We start from the raw sequence: 21,830 nt of genomic DNA on the forward strand, positions 1-21,830 counted from the left end.
TTTTCACTGCGCTAAAACGTCTGTAACTTGTTCCATATTTTCAGAAATCCACTTTATTGCCTCATCTAGCGTCAGAAATTCCGTCGTTTGAAAGGTCACCTCATCTTGCAATAACCAAACATCTTTCGGTTCTTGTCCTACACCTGCGATTGACCAATGAAGTAAACTATATGGATGATTATCATTCAAAAATGATGCCCACGTGCGCTCATTTGCAATATTTTGTAGTGTTCGTAATTTTTTATCCATCTTTCGTCACCTTACTCTAGTCAGTTATAAAAACTATTATAACACTCTCTTCTCTCTCAAATAAAGTGCTCTTTTTGTATTGTCAAGTACTCTCCCTGATTATATGATGAGATTAAGCGTTTGGGAAGGAGGGATAAGGTTGGCAAAAGTACAAATTAAAGTAAATGATAATGGCTCTTTTCGCGTTACAGGGGACGTGGAATTAGTTGACTCACAAGGGAATGTATTCCCAGCAAAACCAGCATTTTCTTTATGTCGTTGTGGTTTATCGAAAAACATGCCTTATTGCGATGCTTCGCATAAAGGCAAATTCGAGTCTGTTGTTAGAGCACCCGAGGCAGAATAGTTTTGTACGTAACATGCACATTTTTTTGTGCATGTTTTTTCTTTTTAGCAACTCCGTTATATCCCTTCTCCTTACAACATTTCTCATACTTTTTTCCCCATTCCAGCCTACATATATTTTCACACAATTCTTCACATTCGAATATTTTTTTCTAGCCTTTTATTTTTTTTGTGCTATAATTTGAGCAAACAACATCCTTCGGGGTCGGGTGAAATTCCCAACCGGCGGTGATGAAGTGCAAACTTCTAAGTCCGTGACCCGTTTTCAACTCGAAAACGGTGGATCTAGTGAAACTCTAGGGCCGACAGTATAGTCTGGATGGGAGAAGGATATGTTTTCTAGTAATTTTATATAGCGAATACACTTTTATTTCAGTATGCATATTTTTAAAGTTTCATTTTGAATCTTTATATATGTTTTATTTTGTATACTTATGTTTCTATACTGGAATAAAAAGATACGACTAGCGTTTGAAAAATTCGATATTTTGCTAGGTTTTTTTCCTTATGCCAAAATATCAGTCATCGTTAGGTTTCTTTCCTATGCTTTCGTATTCGAACTATATTTCTAGAAATCACGTCTCCCAAACCCCAAGGATTTTATATCCTTGGGGTTTTTTGATTTTTTCAGGAGAGGTGAAGAGAATGACAGATCAAGAATATATGAGGATTGCCTTGCAGTTAGCACAAGGTACAACTGGGCAAACGAGTCCAAATCCTATGGTTGGTGCTGTTGTTGTAAAAGATGGAAACATTGTTGGAATAGGTGCCCACATGCATGCTGGTGAAGAACATGCTGAAGTTCATGCTCTTCACATGGCTGGTGAAAGAGCAAAAGACGCTACTGTTTATGTAACACTTGAACCATGTAGCCATTTTGGAAAAACACCCCCTTGCTGTGAATTACTCATTGAAAAAGGAGTTCAGCGCGTTGTAATTGCTACCCTGGATTGCAATCCACTCGTTTCTGGCAATGGAAAAAGGAGATTAGAAGAAGCTGGAATCGAGGTAACTACTGGTGTTCTTGAGGCGGAAGCCACTTTATTAAATCGATACTTTTTTCACTATATGAAAACGAAACGTCCCTTTGTAACAATAAAAACAGCAATGAGCTTAGATGGAAAAACAGCAACTGTAACGGGTGAAAGCCAGTGGATTACAGGCGAAGAAGCACGCGCTGATGTTCACCAATATCGTCATATGCATGATGCTATCCTAGTCGGTGTGAATACAGTTCTAACTGATAATCCACACTTAACAACACGAATTCCAAACGGAGGTAAACATCCTATCCGTGTTATTTTAGATACCCACTTACGAACGCCGCCATCTTCTCATGTCATAACAGATGGCTTAACTCCGACATGGATTATTGTCGGTAAGGATGTAAATAAAGAGAAAATAGCGTCTTATGAATCTAACAATATAGCTGTATTCCAAATGAAAACACAGCACATTGAAATACAAGATGTCCTATCCCTACTCGGTGAAAAACAAATTCTTTCTCTGTTCGTTGAAGGTGGTCAAACGGTGCATGCAAACTTCTTAAAAACAAATAGTTTTAATGAAATTGTGACCTATATAAGCCCGAAATTAATTGGTGGAAAAGATGCACCCACTTTATTTGGCGGAGCTGGTTTTTCGAAGTTACAAGACGCACTTTCCTTAACAATTCAAGAGATGAAACAAATTGGTAATGATATAAAAATTGTTGCAACCTTAAAAAGCGAGGTGACGGAATGTTTACAGGAATTGTAGAAGAGTTAGGAACGATATCAAGCATGACTCAAAGCGGGGAAGCAATGAAGCTAACTATTAGCGCAAATCAAATTTTATCGGATGTTAAGCTGGGTGATAGTATCGCGGTTAACGGCATTTGCTTAACCGTAACTAATTTTACAACTACTTCATTCACTGTCGACGCAATGCCCGAAACAATGAAAGCAACATCACTTCGTATGCTAAAGCCCAGTTCCAAAGTGAATTTAGAACGGGCGATGGCCGCAAACGGACGATTCGGTGGACATTTCGTCACCGGACATATCGATGGTATCGGTACGATTTTAACTAAAAAACAACATTACAATGCCGTCTATTACAAAATAGCAATTTCTGATGAATTACTACGCTATTGTTTGCATAAAGGATCCGTTGCTGTTGATGGAACGAGTTTAACGATATTTGATATAGACGATTCTTCTATTACCATTTCACTCATCCCGCACACAGTAAGCGAATCTGTTATCGGGGACAAGAATGCTGGAGATATCGTAAACATTGAGTGTGACATGATTGGTAAATATATCGAACGCTTTATTACTAAACCTGTAAAAAGAACAGATTCAATGACCGAAAGCTTTTTACAAGAAAACGGATTTCTATAAGGGGGAAGCACAATGTTTCATCGTATTGAAGAAGCTCTAGAAGATTTAAAACAAGGAAAAGTCGTTATCGTATGTGATGATGAAAACCGGGAAAATGAAGGCGATTTTATTGCCTTAGCAGAGTACATTACACCAGAAACGATTAATTTTATGATTACACACGGTCGTGGTCTCGTTTGCGTACCGATTACGGAGCAATATGCAGAACGTCTACAGTTAGAACCAATGGTTTCTCATAATACGGATTCGCATCATACTGCCTTTACAGTAAGCATCGATCACGTTTCTACAACAACAGGCATTAGTGCTCATGAGCGCGCTACAACAATACAGGAATTATTGAATCCCGCATCTAAAGGAACTGATTTTAACCGTCCTGGACATATCTTTCCATTAATCGCGAAAGAAGGTGGCGTCCTTCGCCGCGCGGGTCATACAGAAGCTGCTGTCGATTTAGCAAAACTTTGCGGAACTGAGCCAGCTGGCGTCATTTGCGAGATTATAAATGAAGATGGGACGATGGCACGTGTACCTGATTTAATGCGGTGTGCAAAACAATTCGATATAAAAATGATTACAATTGAAGATTTAATTGCTTATCGCCGTCATCACGAAACACTTGTGACGAGAGAAGTGGAAATTACATTACCTACAGATTTCGGTACTTTTCATGCAATTGGCTATTCTAACTCATTAGATATGAAAGAACATATTGCACTCGTAAAAGGTGATATTTCAACAGGCGAACCTGTACTTGTACGCGTTCATTCTGAATGCTTAACAGGCGATGTATTTGGTTCGTGCCGTTGTGATTGCGGACCACAGCTACATGCTGCACTTGCTCAAATTGAGCGTGAAGGTAAAGGTGTTCTTCTCTATATGAGACAAGAAGGACGAGGTATTGGTCTTCTTAATAAGCTGCGTGCTTATAAGTTACAAGAAGAAGGGTTAGATACTGTAGAAGCAAATGAAAAACTTGGGTTCCCAGCTGATCTTCGTGATTACGGTATTGGGGCTCAAATTTTAAAAGATTTAGGCTTACAAAGTTTACGATTATTAACGAATAATCCACGAAAAATTGCTGGCTTACAAGGTTACGATTTAGAAGTAACCGAGCGTGTACCGCTGCAAATGCCAACAAAAGAAGAAAATAAAACGTATTTACAAACGAAAGTAAACAAATTAGGACATTTACTAAACTTATAATTAAGGGAGAGATAAATTATGGTATTCGAAGGTCATTTAGTTGGTACAGGATTAAAAGTTGGGGTTGTTGTTGGGCGCTTTAATGAGTTTATTACAAGCAAGTTACTTGGCGGAGCTTTAGATGGATTAAAGCGTCACGGTGTAGAAGAGAATGATATTGATGTTGCATGGGTTCCTGGTGCATTTGAAATTCCTTTAATCGCTAAAAAGATGGCAAATAGCGGAAAATATGATGCTGTTATTACATTAGGTACCGTAATCCGCGGTGCTACAACGCATTACGATTACGTTTGTAATGAAGTAGCAAAAGGTGTTGCGTCTTTATCACTACAAACTGACATCCCTGTTATTTTCGGTGTATTAACGACAGAAACCATTGAACAAGCGATTGAACGTGCAGGTACAAAAGCTGGTAATAAAGGATATGAATCAGCCGTTGCTGCCATTGAAATGGCTCACTTATCAAAACAATGGGCATAAAAAAAGAGGCTGCGGCCTCTTTTTATTTTTCCGCTTTTTTTCGTACATCTTTTATTAATTCATTCATCGTTTTTCCTTCTGTCTTTATACGAAGTGCTTGCGCTGTTCTCCATACATTCTCTCTTTTTTTCGCTTCTTCTATAATAGTAATTTCTTTTCGTACTTCCTTTAAATCTTTCCCTTCCGTTTTCAACCCAAAATGTTCAGCTTTCGTTCGAAAATGTTGTTCAATTCTTTGTTGCATCTCTTTTTGTTCAGGATTTTCAGCGGCCTTAACTGGATCAGTACTTATTGCTTTTATTAAAATTAGACAGGTCATAATCGCTAATATGTATTTGTGCATGTAAAATCCTCCAACCCAATATAAATTACATATTTACTATGTACAACTAGGGCTTGGAAAATTCGTCCACAAAAATTATTTTTCTCACTCAAAACCCATTCGTATCAAGTGATAATAGCCTTTTATTACAGTTTATTTACAAAAAAAGCAAACTCTTTTACAAGTTTGCTTTTTCCTCTATCTTATAGTGCACATTCCTCAATCTCAAAACCTAAATCTTCAATCATACCCCAGTCCGCAGTCGGTTCTTGTCCAGCTGTCGTTAAGTAATCCCCTACGAAAATAGAGTTTGCTGCAAATAAGCCGAGTGGCTGTACAGAACGTAAATTAATTTCGCGACCTCCTGAAATACGAATTTCTTTTGTTGGGTTTACGAAACGCATCATCGCCAATACTTTTAAACATTCTACAGGTGTTAACTCTTTTTGTCCTTCAAGCGGTGTACCCTTTACAGCAACGAGGAAATTACACGGAATAGAATCTGCATCTATACGTTGTAATTCAAATGCTATTTCAGCACGTTCTTCAATTGTTTCTCCCATTCCAAAAATCGCCCCAGAGCATGGTGAAATACCAGCTTGTTTCGCTTTTTGAACTGTATCAACACGATCGTCATACGTATGAGTTGAGCAAATGCTATCATAATTGTTTTCATGCGTATTTAAGTTGTGGTTATAACGATGAACACCCGCTTCTGCTAAGCGTCCTGCTTGATCTTCGTTTAAGAAACCTAAACAGCAACAAATCTTCAAATCTGTCGTTTCACGAATCTCCTTCACAGCCCCAATTACGTGATTTACCTCTTTATCTGTCGGGCGACGGCCAGATGCTACAATACAATATGTACCCGCTTTACGGCGAATTGCTTCATGTGCTCCTTCTACAATCTTCTCCTGCGTTAACCATGCATATTTATCAATTGGTGCTTCTGAAATAATAGACTGTGAACAATACCCACAATCTTCAGGACATAAGCCAGATTTCGTATTAATAATCATATTCAATTTTATTTTCTTACCAAAATGATGATGACGAATGATGTAGGCAGCATTCATAATTTCTAAAACTTCTGTATCATCAGCTTCTAATATTGCTATTGCATCTTCTTTCGTAATCATTTTCTCTTCTACTACGTCGTATGCAAGTTTTTTCCAATCCCTTTTTGTTTGTACTTGTTTCATTTCATCTCTTCCCCTCTTTTGTTATATACGTAAATAAAGCATGATATGTTGCCATTATCCCTTCTTCTCCCGTGAAGTCTCTTTCGTATATACGAAGCATCGTACGAAAGAGTGAAGGGCTTTGACAGTAAGACTCTTCATTACTATTGGTTGCCCCTACTTTTCGAATAGAATGTAGAAACTCCCTAACTTCTGTAAAGCTTTCTATGTAACACGTTTCAGAAACATGTACATTTCCTAATGGATTTTTGCATATATTCACTAACTGTTCTTTCGAAACGAATCGTTGTCCTATTGAAGTACAATTGTGTATCCCCTTTTCCTTCTTAGCACGCTGGAAAGACGTATGCAATTCTTGAAAAGTCGTATTACCGAACGTGGAAAATAATAACATTCCTTCTTCAGACAAATAGTTAAATAAATTTTTCACTGTCTCTTTTAAATCATTAAGCCATTGAAATGTAGCATTTGAAATAATGACATCATATGAATTTTCTAATTTTAATTGTTCAATATCTTCACATCGAAACATCACATTTCCCACATTTTTTCTAGTTTTCGCGACTGCAATCATCTCATCGGCAAAATCCACAGCTGTAATATGCGCTTTCGGAAATAAATTTGATAATTGCTCTGTTACATATCCTGTCCCGCATCCAAGTTCTAAAATACGTATCGATGATGTTTCACTGTATCGCCGATTCAATGTAGAAAGTAACGAATGCGCCATCTTTTTTTGTACATTTGCATATTGATCGTAGGATACAGCCGCCCCGTTAAACCGTTTTTGCAGTAACGTTTTGTTGATCATGTCGTATCCCCTCTACAAATTGAATGATTTCGTTTGCGCAATATTCAAAATTCGTTACGCATAATGCATGCCCCGCCTCGCTTACTACCTTTAACGTAGCATTCGTATTCTCTGTCATACTATGAGCTGCGGATAATGGACATATCACATCCTGTTCTCCATGAAGAAGTAATAAAGGGACTTTGACACTTGTTAATTCGTTTCTCATATCTGTTTCTATTAAATAATCTAAGCCTAATTGTAAAGACTGAATCGAGTCTCCTTTAAACTTCAGCGCAATCTCTTCAAAACTTGTATTCTCCCTCAGCTCACTTTTTGTAAACATATTTTCATAGAAACGCTTCAAAGTATCTTCTTTCTTTCTCTTTAAATTCTTTTTCATACGTTCTACATGTAAGGAATTCCATCCACTTGTATAGTCACTTGTATTGGTAAATTTAGTGGTACCACCAATTAGTACCATACCTTGGGCCTTAATCTTTTTATAAGCTTGTACTGCTGCTAATGCTCCTAGTGACCATCCAACTAAAATTACATTTTCATCCTGCGCTACATCTATTATTCGCCCCGCAAATTCACTTTGTTCTTTCACGTTACGCCAATCTATGCATTGAACAGAATATCCTTTAAAATACGGTAGAACTAAAGTCCAAACACCTTCTTCCATTCCCCATCCTGGAATAAAAATAAGCTTTAGCTCTTTCATACTAAAAACCCCTCTTCTTTACCAATGCGTATAATATGCTGAATAGCCCATTTTAAATCTGCTATTGTATGTTGTGACGTAACTGCAAAACGGACTCGAGAACTACCAACCGGAACAGTCGGCGGACGAATTGCAATGGCTGCGATACCTACCTCTTGTAACCTTTCACTAAACCGTAAAGTATTTTCATTTGACCCAACTACAATCGGTACAATATGAGTTGAGCTATTCCCAATATCAAAACCAGCTTCTTGTAAATGCGTCCTGAAATATGCACCATTCTCTATAAGTCGCTCTCTTCTTTCGTTATCTTCTTTCACAATTTCAATTGCTTTTCGTATCGCCCCTAATGTTCCTGGTGGTAAAGCTGTAGTAAAAATCAAGCTTCTCATCATATTTTGTAAATACTCTATATAAATGGAATCACCCGTTAAATACGCACCATAACACCCTAAAGCCTTACTAAACGTCCCCATATGTATATCAATTTTTTGAGCGATATCTTTTTCTATATGAGATAATCCAGCTCCACCGATTCCATATATTCCACTTGCATGTGCTTCATCAACTATAATGATTGCCCCGTATTTCTCTTTAAGCTGAACTAAGCCTCTCAAATATGCAATATCTCCATCCATACTAAAAATCGTATCTGTTACGATTAATTTTCTCTTTTCTGGTGACGCTATTTGCAACATCTTTTCTAAATGATCCAAATTATTATGGCGATATCTTTTATGCTCTGCTCCGCTTAATATAATCCCATCAACAATACTTGCATGATTTAATTTGTCACTAAAAACAATATCGCGGCGACCAACTAACGAAGAAATCGCCCCAACATTCGCGGTATATCCACTATTTACAATTAAGGCTTTTTCAGTGCCTTTCCAATCGCATATACTTCTCTCAACCTCTTCATACAGTGGATAATTTCCTACAACGAGACGAGATGCTGTCGCTCCAGTTCCATATTTTCTTGTACAGGCAATAGCAGCTTCTTTCAACCTTTCATCTCCAGCTAATCCTAAATAATTATTCGATGCTAAATTTAGCATCTTTTTCTTATTTCGAATAAGCCATGTCTCTTCGGATCGCTCTGTTACATGTAAATTACGATACTGCCCTTGCTCCTTTAATTGTTCTACTTTAGATTGAAGATGCGCGCGCCACATTGGATTCATTTTGGATGAGCTCCTCTAATTTTGAAATCATAATATGCTCTTTTGCCGATTCTAATAATTCTTCCTTTGTAAACTCTCCTTCAAGGAATGGTAATAACCCTAAAACCGGCACGCCACTTAACTCCTCAATCATTATTTTATTTTCTTGCACTCTTTCTTTTTCATATTCTTTACATCCAGATAAAATTACACCTGCTACTTTTAATCCATGTGCTTTTGCATAAGAAATTGTTAAAATAGTATGATTAACTGTCCCAAGCGTAGGACGCGCTACTACAATAAGAGGAAGCTGTAATTCTTTTGCAAAATCAATCACTAAAGCATCTTCTGTATATGGGACGGCAAGCCCACCAGCCCCTTCTACAAATAGGCTGTTAAACTCTTTTAATAGTTCATTATAGTGATCAGTAATTTCTTTTAACGTTACTGTCCTTCCAGCTCTTTTCATAGCAAGTCTCGGAGCAAGTGGTTCTTCAATGGAATAAGGACAAATTTTATCTTCTTTTGTCGGTACACCCGATAACGCTTTTAATCTTGCTGCATCACCCTCAATATTTGATGCAACATGTCCACTTTGCAACGGTTTATATACACCAACATTATGTCCACGCTCTCGAAATATACCTGCCAATGCTCCTGTCACTACCGTTTTACCAACTTCTGTATCCGTTGCTGTTATAAAAAAACCACTCATTACTCTCCCTCCGTAACATCCGAGATTGCTTTATATAAAATGCGTAACATCTCATCAATCTCATCAATTGTAGAAGCAAGAGGAGGCATAAATACAATAGTGTTACCGAGTGGACGTAAAATCATCCCTAACTCTCTTGAGCGTTTACATACTTGAACACCGACTCTTTCTGTCCATTCAAACGATTCCTTCGTTTCCTTCTCTTTCACAAGTTCAATGCCAACCATTAGCCCACACTGACGAATATCTCCTACGTGCTTATATTCATTAAGGGCTTCTAATTGTGCTGCTACATATTCTGCTTTATGCGCAGCATCTTCTATTAAATTAGTTTTTTCATATAGTTCTAAATTTGCAATTGCTACGGCACACCCTAATGGATTCCCTGTATAACTATGACCATGGAAAAATGTTTTTTGTTCTTCATAGTCTCCTAAGAAGGCATTATAAATTTCATCTGTCGTTACCGTAATCGCAACAGGTAAATAACCACCTGTTAAACCTTTTCCCGCAGTTAAAATGTCTGGGGTCACATTTTCATGTTCACATGCAAACATTTTTCCCGTACGTCCAAATCCCGTCGCTACCTCATCTGTAATAAATAATACATTGTATTTTGTACATAAATCGCGAAGCCCTTTTAAATATCCTTTCGGCATTGTAATCATCCCGCCAGCACCTTGCATTAATGGCTCCACAATGATGGCTGCTACTTCTTCATGTTTTTCTTTCAGCAATTCTTCCATTTCTTCTAAATGTTTTTTCACAATTTCTTCTTTATTATCTCCATAAGGAGAACGATATGTATACGGATAAGGCATTTTGATTGCTTCAAATAAAAGCGAACTATACACTTGGTGAAACAAGTCTATTGCTCCTACGGAAACAGCACCTATCGTATCACCGTGATAGGCTTCTTTTAATGTAACAAATCTTTGTTTTTTCGGTTTTCCTTTATGCTGCCAATATTGAAAGGCCATCTTAATTGCAATTTCAACGGCGCTAGAACCAGAGTCTGAATAGAATACTTTCTTCAAACCTTCTGGTACAACTTCAATTATTTTTTCTGCTAATAAAATAGATGGAACGTTAGCAAGTCCTAGCATAGTAGAATGGGCAATTTTATTTAATTGCTCACGAATTGCCTCATCTAGTTCCGGTACTTGATGTCCATGAACATTTAACCAAATAGACGAAACACCGTCCCAATATTCATTTCCATTTACATCGTATAGCTTTCTTCCCTCTCCACGTTCAATAATGACAGGATCTTCTTCTAAATAATCTTTCATTTGTGTAAATGGGTGCCATACGTAATCTTTATTCTTCTTCGATAATTCTTCATATGTATAAGACGATTTTTCACTCGTGTTACTATTAACAGCCACAATTGCCACCCCTTATGTTAACTCGTTTATAAATATAGTTAACATTAAATCTAAATGACTGTCAATTATTTTTAAATCAAATGGTTCTTAAAAAAGAACAACTTATCATACGATAAGTTGTTCTACTTTCCATGTTGTATCTTTCCAATTTCTAAAATGATCTCTTCATCTTTTTTTCCTTCTGTATCAATTCCAAGTTGCTTAGCATGCTCAATTAACAAATCATGACGCTGCTCAAATCTAGCGGTATCTACTTCTTTTGTAACCTCTTCTTTTGTTTTCCCCTCAGTAGAAACCCCTAGTTTCGCAGCTGCTTTTTCCATCGATTTCTTCTCTTCAGTTTCTTTCACTTTCTTCACTTCTGACTGCTGTATTTGCTTTTGTTTCGATTGCACTGATTCAGCTGCAAAAGCTGTGTAAATTCCAGCACTTCCGCCAACGACTAGTAAGGTGGTAAAAAGAATTATTTTTTTCTTCACTCTTTCCTCCCCTTTCAAATTCATTATAACGCACGTTTTTACAGTATGAAAAACATTTCTCCTTTATTTCCCTAAAAAAATATTGAACATTTTTATTGACATGTAAGACTAATATATGATAAAAATTTAACTAACATCATATGAATCGGCGTTGATAGGATTTAGTAGTATTTCGATTTCTGATTTCAGAGAGCTGGTGGTCGGTGCGAACCAGTACAGAGCGATTTATGAATTACCCCCTGGAGCTTCTTTTGCGAAACGTAAGGAGTAGTGAAAGACGGTTATAGACCGTTATGTCTAAAGAGTGGTGAAACGACACTGTTTCACAATTTAGGGTGGTACCGCGAATTTTTCGCCCCTGCATATATTGCAGGGGCGTTTTTATTTTATTAGCGCATATCATATGACCCTTTATTTTGTGATACATTCATTTCACAAGCTAGGGTGGTACCGCGATTTCTTCGTCCCTGCATAATTATATGCAGGGACGTTTTTTTATTCCAATCTTTGTTAAGCGATTATCCTAAAAATTTGAAATAGGAGAGATACAAAGCTTGATAAATCCCGATTATTTATACTTTATGATGAAAAACAATTACCGGTAATTTGTCACAAAATTCTAAATTTTAGAAGGAAATATACAATATTGGCGAATTTTATATAAAAAAGATCTATTTTAGATTACTTAGGAGGGAAAAACAATGGTTTCAAAAATTGAATCTGTTCTTTTAACATTATTTATCTTTTTCTGTATTGGCTTTAGTGTTATCCAATTAGAAGTTTCACCACACATCCCAATTTTATTTGGTATCGTTCTTTTATTAGCATTTGGATTTATGAAAAAAATCTCTTGGTCTACTATGGAAAAAGGGATGATCAGTAGTATTTCAGCTGGTATTCCATCTATTTTTATTTTCTTACTTGTAGGCGTATTAATTAGTGTTTGGATCGCTGCTGGAACAATTCCAACCTTAATGGTATACGGCTTCCAGCTTGTATCTCCTAAAATTTTCGTCCCAACTGTGTTTGTTGTTTGTGCAATCGTTGGAACAAGTATTGGTAGTGCATTTACAACTGCTGCAACTGTAGGACTTGCCTTTATGGGAATGGGCACTGCCCTTGGATACGACCCAGCTCTTATCGCTGGTGCAATTATTTCTGGTGCATTCTTTGGAGACAAAATGTCCCCTTTATCTGACACAACAAACTTAGCTCCTGCTGTAACGGGTGTAGATTTATTTGAACATATTCGTAACATGCTTTGGACAACAGTTCCTGCTTTCATTATTGCTTTTGTCGCATTTTTCATTTTAGGAAGTGGCACTGGGGGAGACGTTGATTTCTCAAATTTTATTAATACGCTAGAAAAAAACGCAACAATTTCTATCGTTACACTGATTCCAATTTTATTACTATTTTTATTCGCATTTAAAAAAGTTCCAGCAGTTCCAACATTACTTGCTGGAATCGTAGTAGGGATCATTATTCTCTTTATTTTTAAACCTAGTACTTCTTTAGCTGATTTAATGAAAATTATGCAAGACGGTTACGTTTCTAAAACTGGTATAAAAGATATTGATAGCTTATTATCTCGCGGTGGTTTACAAAGTATGATGATGTCAATTGCTCTTATTTTCCTAGCTCTTTGTATGGGAGGATTATTACAAGGAATGGGTATCATCACGCAGCTAATGAATATCATCTCTAGCTTTGTAAAAACTAGTACACGCTTAATTATTTCTACTGCTTCAACTGCAATTGGTGTAAACTTCTTACTTGGTGAGCAGTACTTATCCATCGTTTTAACAGGACAAGCATTTGCTAACAAGTACGATGAAGTCGGTTTAGAACGTCGTAATTTATCACGAGTATTAGAAGATGCAGGTACAGTGATTAATCCGCTCGTACCGTGGGGCGTAAGTGGTGTGTTCTTAACAAACGTCCTTAGCGTTCCAACAATCGATTATGTTCCATACGCAATCTTCTGTTTAGCTTGTCCAGTCGTAACTATTATTGTTGGATTTACTGGATTCGGTCTTTCTTGGAAAAAAGAAAAAGCAGTAACAGTTTCATAATATAAACATAAAAAAGGATTACCGTAATTGGTAATCCTTTTTTTGTACAATACTTTACTATCTATTTGCTTTCTTTCTTCTAAATAACATAAGTAAACCTGCTCCTACAAACGCAAGACCCGCTCCAATTGTAGAAACAACACTTGTACCTGTTTTCGGTAAATCACGTTCTTCTTTATTTTCACTTACAGCTGTTGTTTCTTTTGAGTTTTGATTATCCGTTGTAGTTTGTCCAGATCCTGCATTATTTCCATCTTGTTTTGGTTCATTTCCATTATTACTTTCACCTGTTGGTGGTGTCGTTGGATTTTCTCCGTTATTGCCTTCACCTGTTGGCGGTGTTGTTGGATTCTCTCCGTTATTGCCTTCACCTGTTGGCGGTGTTGTTGGATTCTCTCCGTTATTGCCTTCACCCGTTGGCGGTGTTGTTGGATTCTCTCCGTTATTGCCTTCACCTGTTGGTGGCGTCGTTGGATTCTCTCCACCAGTTTCCTTATCATCATTCTTCTTCGTTATATCAATTGCATATTTAGCAAATTCATTTTCAGATGGTCCAACATATGATATTTTTCCATCTGCCTTTATATACTTTTGTGCATTTGGTGAAGAATCAAATGTCGTATTTAATTTATCTGCAATAATCGGTTTAAACGCCCAATTTTGATCTGCTGTTGGATTAATAACTGGTGTTTCTTGCATGTACTTCACAATAATTTGACGTGTTTCATCTTGCGATTGGTATACAACTTCACCTTTACTTACACCAGGGAACGTTTGGCTACTTCCACGATAGTTATTTGTAGCTACAATGAACTCTTGATTGTCAGCTACAGGCTTACCTTCATACGTCATATTTACAATACGATTCGTATTTCCATTTACAACTTTACCATCTTTATCGTATTTCGCTGGTTGCGTTACGTCAATTTCGTATTTTAATCCATCTAAAACATCAAAATTATATGTAGGATAGCCTATATTTACTAGTGGCTGTTCTTCTGTTTTCTTTGAATCAATTTGATTAAATTGACCAGCAGACATTTCAAGCCATTCTTTCACTTGTGCACCACTTACTTTTACAGCATATAATGTATTTGGATATACATATAAATCCGCTACGTTTTTAATTGCTAACGTTCCAGCTGGAATATCAGTATAATATGTAGCACCGTTTCGGCCACCCGCTTTAAATGGTGCTCCTGCAGATAATACTGGAATTCCTTTATATTTACTATATTGTCCGTTTTCAGCAAATAGCTTTTCTACATACCATTTTTGTGCATTTGTCACTAGTTGTACAGAAGGATCATCTTGTACTAATGAAAAATAACTATTAATTGGTGCTGTCGTTTTACCTACAGCTGTATTCACATAATCAATTGTCGCTTGATGATCATCTTTAATTTCATTAACTAGTTTTTGATCTGATTGTACTAATGGGTTTCCTTTACTATCAGCAATCGGACGAAGTTGCGGCTTAGACTGATCTTTTTGCACTTCCCATTTTCCGTTTACCTTTTTCAATTGCATATCAATAATACCTAAGTTACTACCAAAAACACCAGGCATTACAACTGGAACACCATTAAATACATCCTTCACTTCAGTATGTGAATGTCCCATTAATACTGCATCTACACCAGGAACCTCTGTTAAATAATACGACGCGTTTTCCATGCCAACGTTATATCCACTCTTATCAACACCTGAATGAGCTAGCGCAACGATAACGTCTGCACCTTCTTCTTTCATTTTCGGCACCATTTTCTTCGCTGTTTCAACAATATCTTTCGCCTTTACTTTTCCTTCTAAATTTGCTTTATCCCAGTTCATAACTTGAGGTGGAACAAATCCCATTACACCAATTTTCACCTTTTGCTTTTGACCCGCTTCATCTTCTACTTCTTTTTCAATAATATGATATGGTTTAAAGTAATTTTGGTCATTCTCTTCATTATTATCTTTATCGTCTTTATAGACGTTCGAGTTAATAACCGGGAACTGCGTTTTACTAATTACTTTGTTTAAATAGTCTAAACCATAGTTAAATTCATGATTCCCAAGAGAGATGACGTCATACTTCATTAAATTCATTAAACGATATAATGGATGTACATAACTAGGATCAACAGGATTTTTCGGATCATTTATTTTATTCGCTACGTAATCTCCAAGCGGTGTCCCTTGTAATGCATCCCCATCATCAAATAGGACAGAGTTCTTCGCTTCTTCACGCGCTTTATTAACAAGTGTTGCAGTTTGCACAAGACCTACTTTATTATCTGTTTTCGTTTGATAATAATCATAATTCATTAAGTTAACGTGAATATCTGATGTTTCTAAAATTCGTAAGTTAACTGTACTCTCCCCAGCTTTTTCGTCTGCTTGAGCTATTGTCGGCAACACTTGCGGTGCTATAACGCCAATAGCAAGTGTTGCTCCAGCTAGCATTTTTTTTGACTTCTTCACAAAAAATCCCCCTTATACAATTACCCCAAAATAATGAAGTGAATCTCAATCAGTCTCTAACCACATACCTTTTTTCTTCTATTAGAGCGATGATCTTCACCTTATCTGACATTATCATATCTAAAGTACTTTCATATCGTCAATATTTTTTGACATACTTCTACAAATTTTCTGTAAAGTTATTGTAAAGTTTTCATAAACATATACTATGCCCTTACATTGCTTCTACTGATGAATATGATACAATTACCAATTACAAGGAGGGTGAATTTATGAAAAAAGTCATCTTAACAATTGTTTGTCTCCTCCTTCTAATCATTTCTTATTCTAATTTTGAAAAGAACGATGAGACAAAACAAAAAGAAAATGAAAGAAAAACAGAAAAAACATCTGCTCCCAGTTGGATTGATAAGCAAACGAATGACTCCTTTTATCACCTCGTATTAGGTGATTCACTCGCAAAAGGATATGGCTCAACACAAGGGGGATTTGCCGAATTAGCCTCTAGACAACTAGAAGGACAAATTCACAAACCAATTACGGTAGAAAACCTCGGTGTAAATGGTCTCACTACAGATCGTCTCGTTAAAAGAGTCCAGTCAGAAGAAGTTCAACAAAAGATTAGGGAAGCAAATATAATTACTATTAGTATTGGAGGAAATAATTTATTCCGCTTAAATCGTGATATAGGTGTTATAGATGGTATTAAAATGTTAAATAAAGAAAAAGCCCGTTTTGAAACGGATGTAAAAAATATTGTAAAGACCGTTCGAGATCAAAATCCGAATGCTTTACTCATTCTATCTGAACTCTATAACCCTTTACAACTAGATGACTCCATCTCAAGTTATGCAGATATGTTTTTAGATGGTTGGAATGATTCTGTTTATTCTATTTCAAAAGCAAATCAACCGTCGATCGTTTTACCAATTCGCAAATTAATATCAAATGATAAAAAAGAGTTACTATTTGACCAAGTACACCCAAACGATAACGGTTATGCAATTATTGCGAATACATTTACAAAACAAGTGTTATCCTACAAATATTAAGGTGACCGTGAAACAATTCTATTTTTATACCTTGTCTTTTTTGTTACAATGATAGTGGAAGGGGGCCGTTGTATGGAATCACGCGAGTGGGAACGTATTGTTGATCATCTTCTTTCGCTAGTGCCTCTTTTTTATCGCAAATTTATGCTTCCTGGAGAGTTTTCTTCTCAAAGACATATGCCGCCATCACATACGCAAGTGTTACTGCTTTTGCATGAAAATGGTACATTAGCAGTTTCAGAAATTGGCAAGCGGCTAGCGATTTCACGGCCTAATATGACCCCTCTATTAAACAAACTTATTCAAGAAGAACTAATAGAGCGTCATTATAGCGAAAAAGATCGACGGGTCATTTTAATTTCCCTAACAACTGAAGGGAAATTGCTAGTAAATCAGTATCAGCAATTCATTTTAGACAAACTAAAAGAAAATTTTCAAACATTATCTGAGGAAGAGCGTGAAAAGCTCATTCATTCTCTTAAAACCATTCAAAATTTAATTTTGAAAACAAACGCATAAAGCTGCTTCTAAATAGAAGCAGCTTTATGATTCGTAATAATTACCATAGTATACATTTGAATATGGCCATGTCGTTAAATATGGTTTTTGTTCTTGTGTAGGCTGTTGTTGTGGTATTTGTGGCAATTGCTGAAATTGTTGCTGTTGATACACTCCAAATTGCTGTCTCATACCATTTACAGGATAATAATTTATATATGGGTATACTTGAGGTACATAGTAATAATACATCCACTCTCTCCCCCTTTTTCTTAAACATATTCAAAGGGGAAAATGAATGTGACATTCTTTATATTTGTACAAGCGGTTCTCTCACTTTTTTCTTTCTGTTCTTCAAACGTAACTTACGATTCTTTTCATATAAATAATGCACAACGAAATATGAAACTACACCGAACACAACTCCTAAAATCGTCATTCCAATTAATACATATACTTCACTCTGTAATAAACTCTTTAACATCGTAAAAATGTGACTTGAAAACAAGTCCGATATCGTAAATGGTTCATGATGTATTTGTTGTACATGAAATGGATAAATCATTTTCCCTAGCGCATACGCAAACGGAAATAAAAATACTGGGAGAAACGATATTTTCCCAATAATATTACCAATGACTGCGGCTGGAAAAGATCCTTTTGCTAACCTGACAATTGGATAAAATATTAAATATACGAGCGATGCCGTATAAATTACCAACATTTCTAAACCAAATCCAATAGCAAACCCTAACGATACTTTCTTTGCTCCTTCTGGTGATCGAAGCAACTTAAAATATTGAAACTTTAATATTCTCCACATCCGCTGAAAAAACGAATATGTTTTCTTAGTTGTTTTCACCCTCATCATCTCTTTAACTATATTTTTATACCTAGTATGCCCTTACATACTCTGAAAAACAAATTTCATTTTCTCTTTTATTATAAATGATATCAAAATGGTTAACCAAATATACATATGACATTTCAATATAAAAAAGTAAACCTCCAATTGTTATTCATTTCTAACAATTGGAGGTTTGCTTCAGTTAGGCGGCTTTTTTCTTATTTATTCTCCTAATATTTGTCCCATGTCATTTATTTTTATATCAAACGAAAAAAGCACTTGTTGCCTTTAATCGACAACCCAGTGCTTTAAGTTCATCTGTTTTTAAATAGTATAGATTTTCAAGTTTTGTAGTAACAGTTTAACAGCCTTTATATGTCATGACAACTACTACGTTAAAACTTACGAGTTTGTACGAGTTCATTAGTTTTATATCCATTCCATGTGTTTATATTCATCATCCAGTAAAATGTCACCTCGCCTAAGCTCGTACTTCGTTTTTCTATTCTATCATTGCACTAAGTACTCCATGATGGTACAACCATCATGGAGTATGTACTTTTTAATAGCTTATTCTTTCCACTCCAATAATAAATTCTTTTCTGTTAGCTTAGCCCTATGTACTTATATGTCCTTCCAACTTTAAACATTAGATGCTCTTAATTACCTCATTAACAGATTCACTAAACATATCAGGGTCTTCATTTTTTATATCAATCAATAATTCTTTAATACTAATCGTAATTGATGGATCAAATCCCGAAAGTACTTTTCCATATGCTAATCTTACTTGAGGGTGATTAAGAATTCTATAATGTAAAATTTCTACCCATTCTTTAGCTGAGTTAATCATCTTCGGAAAAGCTTTAGCAATACATACAAGTCCTTCTTCTATGTTATTTTTATATAAGCTCTCTATTCCATGAATCAAACCAAACATAACCTCAAATTGCTCAGTCTCATCATCCAGAACTAAACATAAATCTGTAATAACAGAGACTTCGTTATACGCTATTACTTCCATTAATGACTCATTAAAATCTCGTATCTCATTCTCACTTTCTAATAAACGATTATCGTATAATCTTTTTAAATGACTCTTTATATCCAAAGATAATCGTCCTTTCCATGTTTTATTTATCAAATAAATGCGGATACAGCTCTTTGTTTCTTTTAATAACTCCTCGTAAACCTTCTCTTATATCGTCAGTATATAAACCATCTTTTATATAATTTCTTCGCGCATCCAAGATATCATGAGATAAGGTATCACGAAAGCTAAGGTTTAAATACGCCTTCGATTTTTCTCCTGATAGACCATATGTATATGTTTCACCATGTCTCCCACCAGTTCCAGGATGAGGTTGTTCCATATTCATACTCACATCATCATTCCTTTTTATACCAGCTTGTTTCATTTTCTCTGCAGAAGGCATATGATGTGGAGTAATATTATCAAAAGCAGTCCCTTGTTTCACAAGTTGTTTATAGGTTCCAACTTTTCCTTCATTAGTCAACAGAGCTTTATCCGCACCATTAACTCCATTGACTTTCTCCACAGGTACTTTTTTAGCCTTATTCACAGCCTCAGTAGCCTTAGCAGTCATTTTGACCCCTTTTCCTACTTTAGCTATCTTTCCAAAAGGTGTAAGCCCTGCTACTGCCATTCCTCCTGCAAATACTCTATCCAAAGTAGATAGTTTTTCGCCAGTAGATGGATCAATACCATTCCAAGCACGACGAATATCATACTCACCACTTATTTCACCAACTATATCCCTAGCAAGTTTTTCACCATCAAAATCCTCTTTTTCTGATGATAGTGGTCCACACATCGCCCCTTGTTCCATTGTAACATCTTGATTATCTGTATTACGTAATTTTTCGACAATTCATTTCAAATCTTCTTCTTCTTTTACAAGTGAATGAATAGATGTAAAAGCTTTTGGTCTCGCATCATTGAACATTTTAATGAACTGTTGATTGGAGGCACCAATCCACTGAAAACACAATTGATCTATTTCATTACATAAATTATTATGTATAGATTCTAATGCGATTCGGGTGTTACTTGCATGATTCGCAACTTCTTCTAGCATTTCAGGTGTTATTTTAATTTGAACCAGTTTTTCCTCCCCCTCCCAATTAAAATTATGAGATAAAAAGAAAAAAATATAAATACAGATTTTTCAGACCTATCAAAAATCTTCATATAACATAAAACCTACTTAACAGCAAATAAATCCTATGTGTATGTGAAGTAAAAGAAAGAGCCTTCCTAGTGAACTGGACCCAAAAAGTTAGACAAAAAATTAACCAACTGTTTCTCTATTATATGTCCCTTTTCTGTCCATATAATTAAGCACTTTCTGTTTATACTGAAGGGAATACCTTTTTTCATTTACCTTTTCTTCTAGTAAGAATTTAGACATAAAAAAATACACCTCCAATTGTTATTCGTGTCTAACAATTAGAGGTGTACATCATTTAGGAAGGCTCTTCTACATTTTTAAATAAACTTACTAACAATGCTTTTTGCGCATGTAATCGATTACCAGCTTGCTCAAATACGATAGACTGTGGTCCATCTATAATTTCTCCTGTTACTTCTTCTTCACGATGGGCAGGTAAACAGTGTAAGAAACGATATGTTTGCTTCGCATGCATAACAAGTTCTTTATTGATTTGATAAGGTTGAAATAAAGTATATTTCTCTTCTTCTCCATCTTGCCCCATACTCATCCAAACGTCAGTATAAATGAAATCTGCTTCACTCACCGTTAATTCAGGATCATGCAAAACTTCAATTTCAGCTCCTGTTTCCTTGGCAATCGCTAACGCTTTTTTTACAATCTCTTCATTCGGTTCATACCCTACAGGCGTTGCAACAGTCATATGCATTCCGACTTTCGCACTCGCTAACAACAATGAATGACATACATTATTTCCGTCACCTACGTAAGCCAATTTAATTCCTTTAAATGTATTTGTTTCTTCATAAATCGTCATTAAATCTGCCAACGCTTGACAAGGGTGATGATCATCCGTTAATCCATTAATAACAGGTATGCTCGATTCTTTTGCAAGCTCTTCTACATCGGCATGTGAGAATGTACGTATCATGATCCCGTCGATATAATGAGATAATACTTTTGCAGTATCTGAAACGGTTTCTCCTCTTCCAATTTGCATCTCTTTTCCACTTAAAAACATACCATGTCCTCCGAGCTGTACCATTCCTGCTTCAAAAGATACGCGAGTACGCGTTGAATGTTTATCAAAGATAAGCCCTAATATTTTGCCTTGTAATAAAGGCTCCTGCTTATTCTTTTTTAAATATATGGCGAACTCAATTAAAGAAATAATTTCTTCTTGCGTCAATTCTTCTAGTGTTAAAAGATCTTTCGTATTTAATTTCGGTACTTGTACAGTTGACATG

At 35.9% G+C, this 21,830-nt stretch carries 22 protein-coding genes, 1 pseudogene, 1 riboswitch and 1 other annotated feature; of the genes and pseudogenes, 8 read left to right on the forward strand and 15 right to left on the reverse strand.

The genetic code is table 11. The annotated features are described in order from the left end of the window. Window positions 1-3: 3 nt before the first annotated feature. Window positions 4-249, reverse strand: coding sequence for a DUF2552 family protein (locus BAU27_RS18380; RefSeq protein WP_071746986.1), 246 nt, complete (start codon window positions 247-249; stop codon window positions 4-6). A 139-nt stretch (window positions 250-388) separates the two neighbouring features. On the opposite strand from BAU27_RS18380, the gene BAU27_RS18385 reads away from it, so the two are divergent. The 5 genes from BAU27_RS18385 to ribH all read left to right on the forward strand — a co-directional run bounded on the left by BAU27_RS18385 (window position 389) and on the right by ribH (window position 4,664). Continuing rightward, window positions 389-595 (forward strand): CDGSH iron-sulfur domain-containing protein, encoded by a 207-nt coding sequence (locus tag BAU27_RS18385; protein WP_001151582.1) that lies wholly within the window; start codon window positions 389-391, stop codon window positions 593-595. A 190-nt stretch (window positions 596-785) separates the two neighbouring features. Continuing rightward, window positions 786-929: riboswitch (FMN riboswitch) on the forward strand. A gap of 310 nt (window positions 930-1,239) precedes the next feature. Continuing rightward, window positions 1,240-2,352: a bifunctional diaminohydroxyphosphoribosylaminopyrimidine deaminase/5-amino-6-(5-phosphoribosylamino)uracil reductase RibD gene (gene ribD, locus BAU27_RS18390; RefSeq protein ID WP_071771592.1), complete on the forward strand. Its 1,113-nt coding sequence runs from the start codon at window positions 1,240-1,242 to the stop codon at window positions 2,350-2,352. After that, window positions 2,334-2,978 carry a riboflavin synthase gene (gene ribE, locus BAU27_RS18395; protein WP_071746988.1) on the forward strand — a complete coding sequence of 215 codons (645 nt, stop codon included), beginning with the start codon at window positions 2,334-2,336 and terminating at the stop codon, window positions 2,976-2,978. The genes ribD and ribE overlap by 19 nt, the downstream gene beginning before the upstream one ends. 12 nt (window positions 2,979-2,990) lie before the next feature. Next, window positions 2,991-4,184 (forward strand): bifunctional 3,4-dihydroxy-2-butanone 4-phosphate synthase/GTP cyclohydrolase II, encoded by a 1,194-nt coding sequence (ribBA, locus tag BAU27_RS18400; protein WP_071771593.1) that lies wholly within the window; start codon window positions 2,991-2,993, stop codon window positions 4,182-4,184. 18 nt (window positions 4,185-4,202) lie between these two features. After that, window positions 4,203-4,664 (forward strand): 6,7-dimethyl-8-ribityllumazine synthase, encoded by a 462-nt coding sequence (gene ribH / locus BAU27_RS18405; protein ID WP_000230892.1) that lies wholly within the window; start codon window positions 4,203-4,205, stop codon window positions 4,662-4,664. Window positions 4,665-4,686: 22 nt separating this feature from the next. Here the strand turns inward: ribH and BAU27_RS18410 are convergent, their stop codons facing one another. From BAU27_RS18410 to BAU27_RS18445, 8 genes are all read right to left on the reverse strand, one after another. Further along, window positions 4,687-5,007, reverse strand: a complete 321-nt coding sequence (locus BAU27_RS18410; protein WP_071771594.1) for a hypothetical protein — start codon at window positions 5,005-5,007, stop codon at window positions 4,687-4,689. A 182-nt stretch (window positions 5,008-5,189) separates the two neighbouring features. After that, window positions 5,190-6,188 carry a biotin synthase gene (gene bioB / locus BAU27_RS18415; RefSeq protein WP_071746990.1) on the reverse strand — a complete coding sequence of 333 codons (999 nt, stop codon included), beginning with the start codon at window positions 6,186-6,188 and terminating at the stop codon, window positions 5,190-5,192. Window position 6,189: 1 nt separating this feature from the next. Continuing rightward, window positions 6,190-6,999: a malonyl-ACP O-methyltransferase BioC gene (bioC, locus tag BAU27_RS18420; RefSeq protein ID WP_071746991.1), complete on the reverse strand. Its 810-nt coding sequence runs from the start codon at window positions 6,997-6,999 to the stop codon at window positions 6,190-6,192. Then, entirely contained in the window at window positions 6,965-7,705 is a 741-nt protein-coding gene (locus BAU27_RS18425; protein WP_071746992.1) for an alpha/beta fold hydrolase, read from the reverse strand. The genes bioC and BAU27_RS18425 overlap by 35 nt, the downstream gene beginning before the upstream one ends. Beyond that, window positions 7,702-8,889 (reverse strand): 8-amino-7-oxononanoate synthase, encoded by a 1,188-nt coding sequence (gene bioF, locus BAU27_RS18430; protein WP_071771595.1) that lies wholly within the window; start codon window positions 8,887-8,889, stop codon window positions 7,702-7,704. The genes BAU27_RS18425 and bioF overlap by 4 nt, the downstream gene beginning before the upstream one ends. Beyond that, window positions 8,855-9,583: a dethiobiotin synthase gene (gene bioD / locus BAU27_RS18435; protein WP_071746994.1), complete on the reverse strand. Its 729-nt coding sequence runs from the start codon at window positions 9,581-9,583 to the stop codon at window positions 8,855-8,857. The genes bioF and bioD overlap by 35 nt, the downstream gene beginning before the upstream one ends. Further along, window positions 9,583-10,971: an adenosylmethionine--8-amino-7-oxononanoate transaminase gene (bioA, locus tag BAU27_RS18440; protein WP_071771596.1), complete on the reverse strand. Its 1,389-nt coding sequence runs from the start codon at window positions 10,969-10,971 to the stop codon at window positions 9,583-9,585. Before bioA ends, bioD begins: the two co-directional genes overlap by 1 nt. Before the next feature lie 122 nt (window positions 10,972-11,093). Beyond that, window positions 11,094-11,450 carry a hypothetical protein gene (locus BAU27_RS18445; protein WP_071747017.1) on the reverse strand — a complete coding sequence of 119 codons (357 nt, stop codon included), beginning with the start codon at window positions 11,448-11,450 and terminating at the stop codon, window positions 11,094-11,096. A 142-nt stretch (window positions 11,451-11,592) separates the two neighbouring features. After that, window positions 11,593-11,813: a binding site (T-box leader), on the forward strand. A gap of 338 nt (window positions 11,814-12,151) precedes the next feature. Between BAU27_RS18445 and nhaC the strand changes: the two genes are divergently transcribed. Next, entirely contained in the window at window positions 12,152-13,525 is a 1,374-nt protein-coding gene (nhaC, locus tag BAU27_RS18450) for a Na+/H+ antiporter NhaC (protein WP_071771597.1), read from the forward strand. A 57-nt stretch (window positions 13,526-13,582) separates the two neighbouring features. Here the strand turns inward: nhaC and cpdB are convergent, their stop codons facing one another. Continuing rightward, the gene (gene cpdB, locus BAU27_RS18455) at window positions 13,583-15,994 is read right to left on the reverse strand and encodes a bifunctional 2',3'-cyclic-nucleotide 2'-phosphodiesterase/3'-nucleotidase (RefSeq protein WP_071771598.1); all 2,412 of its coding nucleotides are present in this window, start codon (window positions 15,992-15,994) and stop codon (window positions 13,583-13,585) included. A gap of 272 nt (window positions 15,995-16,266) precedes the next feature. Between cpdB and BAU27_RS18460 the strand changes: the two genes are divergently transcribed. Both BAU27_RS18460 and BAU27_RS18465 read left to right on the forward strand, forming a co-directional pair. Beyond that, window positions 16,267-17,046, forward strand: coding sequence for a GDSL-type esterase/lipase family protein (locus BAU27_RS18460; RefSeq protein ID WP_071771599.1), 780 nt, complete (start codon window positions 16,267-16,269; stop codon window positions 17,044-17,046). A 72-nt stretch (window positions 17,047-17,118) separates the two neighbouring features. Beyond that, on the forward strand, window positions 17,119-17,565 hold the full coding sequence (locus BAU27_RS18465) for a MarR family winged helix-turn-helix transcriptional regulator (RefSeq protein ID WP_002111682.1): 447 nt from the start codon (window positions 17,119-17,121) through the stop codon (window positions 17,563-17,565). 24 nt (window positions 17,566-17,589) lie between these two features. Here BAU27_RS18465 and BAU27_RS18470 read toward each other — a convergent pair whose 3' ends face one another. From BAU27_RS18470 to argF, 5 genes and pseudogenes are all read right to left on the reverse strand, one after another. Beyond that, complete coding sequence (locus tag BAU27_RS18470; protein WP_071771600.1) at window positions 17,590-17,796, reverse strand: hypothetical protein; 207 nt, start codon at window positions 17,794-17,796, stop codon at window positions 17,590-17,592. A gap of 58 nt (window positions 17,797-17,854) precedes the next feature. Further along, window positions 17,855-18,415 carry a DUF2062 domain-containing protein gene (locus BAU27_RS18475; protein ID WP_071771601.1) on the reverse strand — a complete coding sequence of 187 codons (561 nt, stop codon included), beginning with the start codon at window positions 18,413-18,415 and terminating at the stop codon, window positions 17,855-17,857. A gap of 625 nt (window positions 18,416-19,040) precedes the next feature. Further along, complete coding sequence (locus BAU27_RS18480) at window positions 19,041-19,502, reverse strand: Imm30 family immunity protein (RefSeq protein WP_071771615.1); 462 nt, start codon at window positions 19,500-19,502, stop codon at window positions 19,041-19,043. A 421-nt stretch (window positions 19,503-19,923) separates the two neighbouring features. Beyond that, window positions 19,924-20,517, reverse strand: a pseudogene (locus BAU27_RS33390) (WXG100 family type VII secretion target); the annotation flags it as partial. Window positions 20,518-20,878: 361 nt separating this feature from the next. Further along, entirely contained in the window at window positions 20,879-21,829 is a 951-nt protein-coding gene (gene argF / locus BAU27_RS18490; protein ID WP_071771602.1) for an ornithine carbamoyltransferase, read from the reverse strand. Between the last annotated feature and the right edge of the window lies 1 nt (window position 21,830).

The organism is Bacillus sp. NH11B (assembly GCF_001884205.1).
GTDB classification, from domain to species: Bacteria; Bacillota; Bacilli; order Bacillales; family Bacillaceae_G; genus Bacillus_A; species Bacillus_A proteolyticus.